9 protein-coding genes and 1 pseudogene are annotated in these 6,696 nt (G+C 56.0%); all 10 read left to right on the forward strand.

The features are described 5' to 3' along the window. The first annotated feature begins 106 nt into the window (after positions 1-106). Positions 107-943 (forward strand): photosynthetic reaction center subunit L, encoded by an 837-nt coding sequence (pufL, locus tag BLW10_RS07460; RefSeq protein ID WP_091333576.1) that lies wholly within the window; start codon positions 107-109, stop codon positions 941-943. Between the two features lie 16 nt (positions 944-959). Then, a complete protein-coding gene (gene pufM / locus BLW10_RS07465; protein ID WP_091333561.1) occupies positions 960-1,937 on the forward strand; it encodes a photosynthetic reaction center subunit M in 978 nt (325 codons plus the stop codon). Next, a complete protein-coding gene (gene pufC, locus BLW10_RS07470; RefSeq protein ID WP_091333563.1) occupies positions 1,934-3,019 on the forward strand; it encodes a photosynthetic reaction center cytochrome PufC in 1,086 nt (361 codons plus the stop codon). Before pufM ends, pufC begins: the two co-directional genes overlap by 4 nt. Positions 3,020-3,215: 196 nt before the next feature. Then, positions 3,216-3,269: pseudogene (locus BLW10_RS14250) on the forward strand (light-harvesting antenna LH1, beta subunit); the annotation flags it as partial. Between the two features lie 78 nt (positions 3,270-3,347). Continuing rightward, on the forward strand, positions 3,348-3,482 hold the full coding sequence (pufA, locus tag BLW10_RS07480) for a light-harvesting antenna LH1, alpha subunit (protein ID WP_081763610.1): 135 nt from the start codon (positions 3,348-3,350) through the stop codon (positions 3,480-3,482). Between the two features lie 148 nt (positions 3,483-3,630). Next, a complete protein-coding gene (pufB, locus tag BLW10_RS07485; RefSeq protein WP_091333565.1) occupies positions 3,631-3,774 on the forward strand; it encodes a light-harvesting antenna LH1, beta subunit in 144 nt (47 codons plus the stop codon). A gap of 99 nt (positions 3,775-3,873) precedes the next feature. Beyond that, positions 3,874-4,074 (forward strand): light-harvesting antenna LH1, alpha subunit, encoded by a 201-nt coding sequence (gene pufA / locus BLW10_RS07490; protein ID WP_091333578.1) that lies wholly within the window; start codon positions 3,874-3,876, stop codon positions 4,072-4,074. 112 nt (positions 4,075-4,186) lie between these two features. Further along, a complete protein-coding gene (locus tag BLW10_RS07495; RefSeq protein ID WP_091333567.1) occupies positions 4,187-4,618 on the forward strand; it encodes a secondary thiamine-phosphate synthase enzyme YjbQ in 432 nt (143 codons plus the stop codon). Positions 4,619-4,703: 85 nt separating this feature from the next. Next, entirely contained in the window at positions 4,704-6,026 is a 1,323-nt protein-coding gene (locus tag BLW10_RS07500) for a RuBisCO large subunit C-terminal-like domain-containing protein (protein WP_091333569.1), read from the forward strand. Beyond that, positions 6,023-6,595: an isopentenyl-diphosphate Delta-isomerase gene (gene idi, locus BLW10_RS07505; protein WP_091333570.1), complete on the forward strand. Its 573-nt coding sequence runs from the start codon at positions 6,023-6,025 to the stop codon at positions 6,593-6,595. The genes BLW10_RS07500 and idi overlap by 4 nt, the downstream gene beginning before the upstream one ends. Positions 6,596-6,696: the final 101 nt, after the last annotated feature.

Below are 6,696 nucleotides of genomic sequence, written 5' to 3' on the forward strand. Positions count from 1 at the left end.
GTGGCGGGTCAAGGGGGTTCGTCCGCCAGGTGAACCCCGCCCGCCACTGACAGTGCTCAGAGGAGGCGGCCGTCTCGATGGTGCCTCCCCAGCAGAGGATATTACGATGGCCATGCTCAGTTTTGAGAGAAAATACCGCGTCCGTGGCGGGACGCTGATAGGGGGAGACCTATTCGACTTCTGGGTGGGGCCGTTTTATGTCGGCTTCTTCGGGGTCGCGGGCTTCTTCTTTGCATTGTTGGGCGTGCTCCTGATTGTCTGGGGCGCGACCATGGGTCCGAACGTCGAACTCCAAACCTATAACATCTGGCAGATCAGTATTGCTCCCCCGGATCTGAGTTATGGTTTGGGAATGGCTCCTTTAGATCAAGGCGGCTTGTGGCAGATCATCACGATCTGTGCCATCGGCGCATTTGTGTCTTGGGCGCTGCGTGAAGTCGAAATTTGCCGCAAGCTCGGCATCGGCTTCCATATCCCGTTTGCGTTTGCTTTCGCAATCGGTGCCTATTTGGTGCTCGTCGTGGTGCGTCCGATCCTGATGGGTGCATGGGGCCACGGTTTCCCCTACGGCATTCTCAGCCATTTGGACTGGGTGTCGAATGTGGGCTATCAGTTCCTGCATTTCCATTACAACCCGGCGCACATGCTGGCTATCACGTTCTTCTTCACCAACTGTATGGCGCTGTCGATGCACGGCTCGCTGATTCTGTCGGTGACCAACCCCCAAAAGGGCGAAGAAGTCAAAACCAGCGAGCACGAGAACACCTTCTTCCGCGATATCGTGGGCTACTCCATCGGCGCACTGGCCATCCATCGTCTGGGTCTGTTCTTAGCCCTCAGCGCGGTGTTCTGGAGCGCGGTCTGTATCGTGATCAGTGGCCCCTTCTGGACACGCGGTTGGCCGGAATGGTGGAACTGGTGGCTTGAGCTCCCGCTCTGGTAGGATCTAGGAGACTACAATGCCCGAATATCAAAATATTTTTACGACCGTGCAGGTACGCTCTCCGGCTTATCCCGGGGTGCCGCTGCCGAAGGGCAGCCTGCCCCGCATCGGTAAACCGATCTTCTCCTACTGGGTCGGAAAAATCGGCGACGCTCAGATTGGCCCGATCTATCTTGGCTTCACCGGTACGCTGTCGATTATCTTCGGCTTCTTTGCGCTGTTTATCATCGGCTTCAACATGCTGGCCTCGGTGGACTGGAATATTATCCAGTTCGTCAAGCATTTCTTTTGGTTAGCACTGGAGCCGCCGGCACCGCAATACGGTCTGAGCATTCCGCCACTGTCTGAAGGTGGTTGGTGGTTGATGGCCGGTGGTTTCCTGACCGCTTCAATCATGCTGTGGTGGGTGCGTACCTACAAGCGTGCTGAAGCACTGGGGATGAGCCAGCATCTGTCTTGGGCGTTTGCTGCCGCGATCTTTTTCTATCTGAGCTTGGGCTTTATCCGCCCGGTGATGATGGGAAGCTGGGCGGAAGCCGTGCCCTTCGGCATCTTCCCGCATCTGGACTGGACGGCCGCGTTCTCGATTCGCTACGGCAATCTGTACTACAACCCGTTCCACATGCTCTCGATTGCGTTCCTATATGGTTCGGCGCTGCTGTTTGCGATGCACGGTGCGACCATTCTGGCCGTCAGCCGCTTCGGTGGTGACCGCGAGATCGATCAAATTACGGATCGTGGTACAGCCGCAGAGCGTGCAGCGATTTTCTGGCGCTGGACGATGGGCTTTAACGCTTCGATGGAGTCGATCCATCGCTGGGCGTGGTGGTGCGCGGTGTTGACCGTCATCACGGCTGGTATCGGCATTCTTCTGACCGGAACGGTGGTCGAGAACTGGTATCTCTGGGCTATCAAGCATGGTGTAGCTCCGGCGTATCCAGAGGTCGTGACCGCTGTAGACCCATACGCTGCGGCTGCGGGGGTGACGCAATGAATCTCGCCAAGCAACTGACCCTGCCCGCTGTCGCGGTTGTCGCCTCTGTGGTGCTACTCGGCTGCGAGCGCCCACCGCCGGAAACCGTCCAGATCGGTTATCGCGGTGTGGCGATGGAGCAGAACTTCAATCCGCGTCTGCTCGAAGCCAACATCAAGGCGAATATGCCGGTTGAGTCGCTGCCGCCCTCCGCGCCAGGTGGCCCGAAGGTCTCGGACGTGTATGAAAACGTCCAAGTACTGAAGGATCTGAGCGTTGCGGAATTTACCCGCACGATGGTCGCAGTGACGACTTGGGTGTCGCCGAAAGAAGGCTGTAACTATTGCCACGTTCCGGGTAACTGGGCCTCTGACGACATCTACACCAAAGTGGTGTCACGTCGGATGTTCGAGCTGACCCGCGCTGCTAACAGCGACTGGAAAAACCACGTTGCTCAGACTGGTGTGACCTGTTACACCTGTCATCGGGGTAACCCAGTGCCGAAGTATGTGTGGGTGACAGATCCAGGCCCGAACCAGCCTTCAGCGGTGAAGCCGACTGGTCAGAACTATGCGTCCTCAACTGTCGCTTACTCATCGTTGCCCTTTGATCCCTACACCCCGTTCTTGGATCAAGCCAACGAAATCCGCGTGATCGGTCAGACGGCGTTACCTGCTGGTAACACTAACTCGATCAAGCAGGCTGAGTGGACGTATGGCTTGATGATGCAGATCTCCGATTCGCTCGGCGTCAGCTGCACCTTCTGCCACAACAGTCGCGCCTTCTACGACTGGAAGCAAAGTACACCGCAGCGCACGACGGCTTGGTACGCGATTCGTCACGTCCGCGACATCAACCAGAACTACATCTGGCCGCTCAACGATGTGCTACCGGCTTCGCGCAAAGGGCCGTATGGCGACCCCTTCAAAGTTGGCTGCATGACCTGTCACCAGGGTGCATACAAGCCGCTTTACGGGGCACAGATGGCGAAGGACTACCCCGGGCTGCACAAGTCCACCCCGGCTGAAGCCGCTCCGACACCCGCCGCGCCTGAAGCACCCGCACCGGTTGAGAACGTCGCACCGGCTCCGCAGCAGTTGTAAGGTAAGGCCAGAGAGGATCGAACCGATGAGCAAGGACGCTCGCGGGCTGCTGGAGCGGAGCGCCAGCAGCCGATGTAAGACCCGCGACGAAATGCGCAGACACTGACTAGCGAACATCGCTCAAGGTCTGAATTGACCGAAGACACAGCAGAAGGAATTTCATGTTGTCTTTGAGTCCAGTTTCGTCGCGTTCACGGGGATAATCGTTATTGCGCACGTCCCCGTGTGGTTGTGGCGTCCTTGGCTATAATGGCCTAGGGTATTCATGTTCGTGAGCGAACGGGCGTTGATTCAGCACCGCCCACCAGTAAGAGACCGGAGAATACACATGCACAAACTTTGGCTGATCTTTGATCCGCGTAGAACCTTGGTTGCCCTGTTCGGCTTCCTGTTTGTCCTGGGCCTGCTGATTCACTTCATCCTGCTCAGCAGCCCGGCCTTCAACTGGCTGAGTGGCTCCTAAGTCCCAATTTGGGCGTCGGCAAGCTCTTGAATCGGATCAATCATTCGATCTATCACGGTTCATGAACTTGCCAACCGATCCCTAATAACAGGGATATTCGCGGTAACGGCCGATTTGGCCCAACTTGATTCAAAGTGAGGATAATTCAATGGCTGATCAGAAGAGCATGACCGGGCTGACCGAAGACGAAGCGAAGGAATTCCACGCGATCTTCACCCAGAGCATGACCATGTTTTTTGGCATCGTGATCATTGCTCACATCCTGGCGTGGTTGTGGCGTCCCTGGCTGTAATTGCCAGACTGCCGCTGCGTTGCGGATTATGACGGGAGGCAGGCGACTGAATGATTAAGTCGCCGCATCCCGTTTCATTCGTCAGGAGAACCCCCGATGATGCCTGAACAACTCTATAAAATTTGGCTGGCCTTCGATCCGCGCACGGCTCTGATTGGGCTGGGTGCCTTTTTGTTTGTGCTGGCTTTACTCATTCATTACATGCTGCTGCGCTCGCCAGAATTCGACTGGTTGCAGGGCCCGGATTATGCGCCGGTCACGCTGTCGGCCGGAATGTCCGCTCTGCCGGCTGGTCGTTAATTCGAGCGATCGAAGGCAGGCGCGGGCGGGGAGCGTATTGTTGCCTCCCTCGCCCGTTTTGCGTTTTGCGCGACGGTATTGATTGTTGTTGCACTGATTGAAATCAGAAATCATGCACTTTTACCTTGAATCCCTGTCTTTAGCCACACAAGCGCCGATTGAAATCATTGATCTCTCGGAACAAGTACGGCAGGCCTGTGCGCGTTATCCGCTGCAACAAGGTTGGGTGACGATTACATCTGCGCATACAACCGGGTTTATTGCGCTCAATGAACGTGAGCCAAAGCTGCAACAGGATATGCTCGATTTTTTGACGCGCTTGGCCCCACCTGCTCAAGCGCATTATCGTCACGATCTTGATCCAATTGATGGCCGTCCGAATACGCATTCGCATCTCATTGGATTGTTTATGAATGCGTCTGCAACCATTATTGTGGCAGATGGTCAGTTATTGCTCGGTGACTGGCAATCGGTATTCTTTATTGAACTCGATGGGCCACGTCCGCACCGTCAGGTACGCCTTCAGATTGCCGGTCAGCTTTAATCGCCAATCGCTAGGTGTATGTAAGCGTCTGGCTATCGACTGATCTGCTCCCTCTATTGAAATTCCCCGCAATGCGACTGATTCCATGACAGCAAGTGATTGGGCTGGATTTTTCGCTGATGCTGCCGCGCTTGATCGCGAAGCGTATCTGTTTCTTGAATATTATCTGGAATGCAGTGGCGATCCAGAATTAGCGGCCGCACATTTTTGTTCCGAGCAATCAACCGCACAATGGCGGCGCGTCGGTTTCGATGAAGATTTGCGCCCGCAATTCGGAGCGCGTGTTGTCGATCTCGAAATAATTGAATCCGGGCGTCGCGCATTTAGTTATGGCGTCGGATCGGCACAGCACGCGCCGGTCACTGCGTGTCGGATCCGCATTGCGCATCCGCATGGAAATTTCGGCCCGCGTTTGCCGAATTTATTGAGCGCCATCTGTGGTGAAGGGACGTTTTTTTCGCCTAGTGCGCCCATTGTCAAATTACTCGATATTGAATTTCCTGATAGCTATTTAGCGCACTTTCAAGGCCCGCAATTCGGTGTTGCTGGCTTGCGTGATCTATTACAAGTGTATGATCGCCCGATTTTTTTCGGTGTGATTAAACCGAATATTGGTCTGCCGCCAGAAGCATTTAGCGAATTAGGGCACGAAAGCTGGCTTGGTGGTCTCGATATTGCCAAAGATGATGAAATGCTGGCGGATACCGATTGGTGTCCGCTGGATCGTCGCGCCGAATTATTAGGCGCAGCGCGGCAGCGTGCTGAAGCGGCGACCGGTGTGCCAAAAATGTATTTGGCTAATATCACTGATGAAGTGGATCAGTTAATTGCTTTGCATGATCGCGCTATTGAACGCGGAGCAAATGCGTTATTGATTAACGCCATGCCAACTGGCTTGAGCGCGGTGCGCATGTTGCGCCGTCATGCTCGCGTGCCGCTGATGGCGCATTTTCCGTTTATTGCGCCCTTTGCACGCTTGGCGCACTTCGGCGTTCACACCCGCGTTTTCACCAAGCTGCAACGGCTGGCCGGCTTCGATGTCATCATCATGCCCGGCTTTGGCCCGCGAATGCACATGGATGATGACGAGGTGCGGGCGTGTGCGGCGGCTTGTTTGGAACCGATGGGGCCGATCAAACCGAGTCTGCCGGTGCCGGGCGGCAGCGATTGGGCGGGAACCTTGCGCCCGCTCTATGAAAAACTGGGCACGGTCGATTTCGGTTTTGTGCCCGGACGCGGTGTGTTCGGGCATCCGCTGGGGCCGCGAGCGGGTGCGGCGAGCATCCGTCAGGCGTGGGACGCGATTGTTGCTGGTGAGACGCTGGAGGCGTGTGCTGCCCGCCATCCTGAGTTAAGCACGGCGCTGGCCGCCTTTGGTCAACCGTCGCACGCTGGAGGTCAGGGATGACAGCACATCTTGTGCCGCCACTGCAGGCCAGTGATCTAGAGCGAGCCGCTGAGCGCGATGCTGCCGAGCAGGTGATTGCGGTCGATGCGCAGGATCAGCCACTCGGTGTTGCCGGAAAGCTCGCCGCGCATCAAGACGGGCAATTGCATCGGGCGTTTTCGATTTTAGTTTTTAATACCCAGGGTGAATTGCTATTACAGCGCCGCGCTGCCAGCAAATATCATTTTGCGAATTATTGGTCGAATACGTGCTGTGGTCATCCGCGCCCCGACGAGACCACGCCAGCAGCGGCTGGGCGGCGATTAAAAGAAGAATTTGGCATCCGCGTGCCATTGAGCGAGCGGGCTGAATTTGTCTATCGTGCTGAAGATCAGGCGAGCGGACTGATTGAGCATGAATATCTGCACGTTTTTTACGGCGTTCACGCTGAGGCACCGCGCCCAGATCCGACCGAGATCGGCGCGTGGCGCTGGATGTCGGTCGCGGCGATTCGGCGGGCGTTGCGGCAGCATCCCGATTGGTTTACTCCCTGGTTTAAGCTGCTGGTCGAGCGAATACTTACGACTTGATTATTGCCCCTCATTCAAATCTGCGCTTTTCTAAGCCAATCTAGGCTTTTGAAGCGCACAGTTGAGGGTGCAGGGTCAGGTCTGTGAGACCTACGTTGAAC

It is taken from the genome of Allochromatium warmingii (assembly GCF_900107145.1).
Lineage (GTDB): Bacteria > Pseudomonadota > Gammaproteobacteria > Chromatiales > Chromatiaceae > Thermochromatium > Thermochromatium warmingii.

Bases quoted from the DNA above. Each gene is read 5' to 3' on its own strand.
- pufA (WP_091333578.1), top strand. From the start codon at position 3,874: ATGCCTGAACAACTCTATAAAATTTGGCTGGCCTTCGATCCGCGCACG.
- pufB (WP_091333565.1), top strand. From the start codon at position 3,631: ATGGCTGATCAGAAGAGCATGACCGGGCTGACCGAAGACGAAGCGAAG.
- pufC (WP_091333563.1), top strand. From the start codon at position 1,934: ATGAATCTCGCCAAGCAACTGACCCTGCCCGCTGTCGCGGTTGTCGCC.
- pufL (WP_091333576.1), top strand. From the start codon at position 107: ATGGCCATGCTCAGTTTTGAGAGAAAATACCGCGTCCGTGGCGGGACG.
- pufM (WP_091333561.1), top strand. From the start codon at position 960: ATGCCCGAATATCAAAATATTTTTACGACCGTGCAGGTACGCTCTCCG.
- idi (WP_091333570.1), top strand. From the start codon at position 6,023: ATGACAGCACATCTTGTGCCGCCACTGCAGGCCAGTGATCTAGAGCGA.
- BLW10_RS07495 (WP_091333567.1), top strand. From the start codon at position 4,187: ATGCACTTTTACCTTGAATCCCTGTCTTTAGCCACACAAGCGCCGATT.
- pufA (WP_081763610.1), top strand. From the start codon at position 3,348: ATGCACAAACTTTGGCTGATCTTTGATCCGCGTAGAACCTTGGTTGCC.
- BLW10_RS07500 (WP_091333569.1), top strand. From the start codon at position 4,704: ATGACAGCAAGTGATTGGGCTGGATTTTTCGCTGATGCTGCCGCGCTT.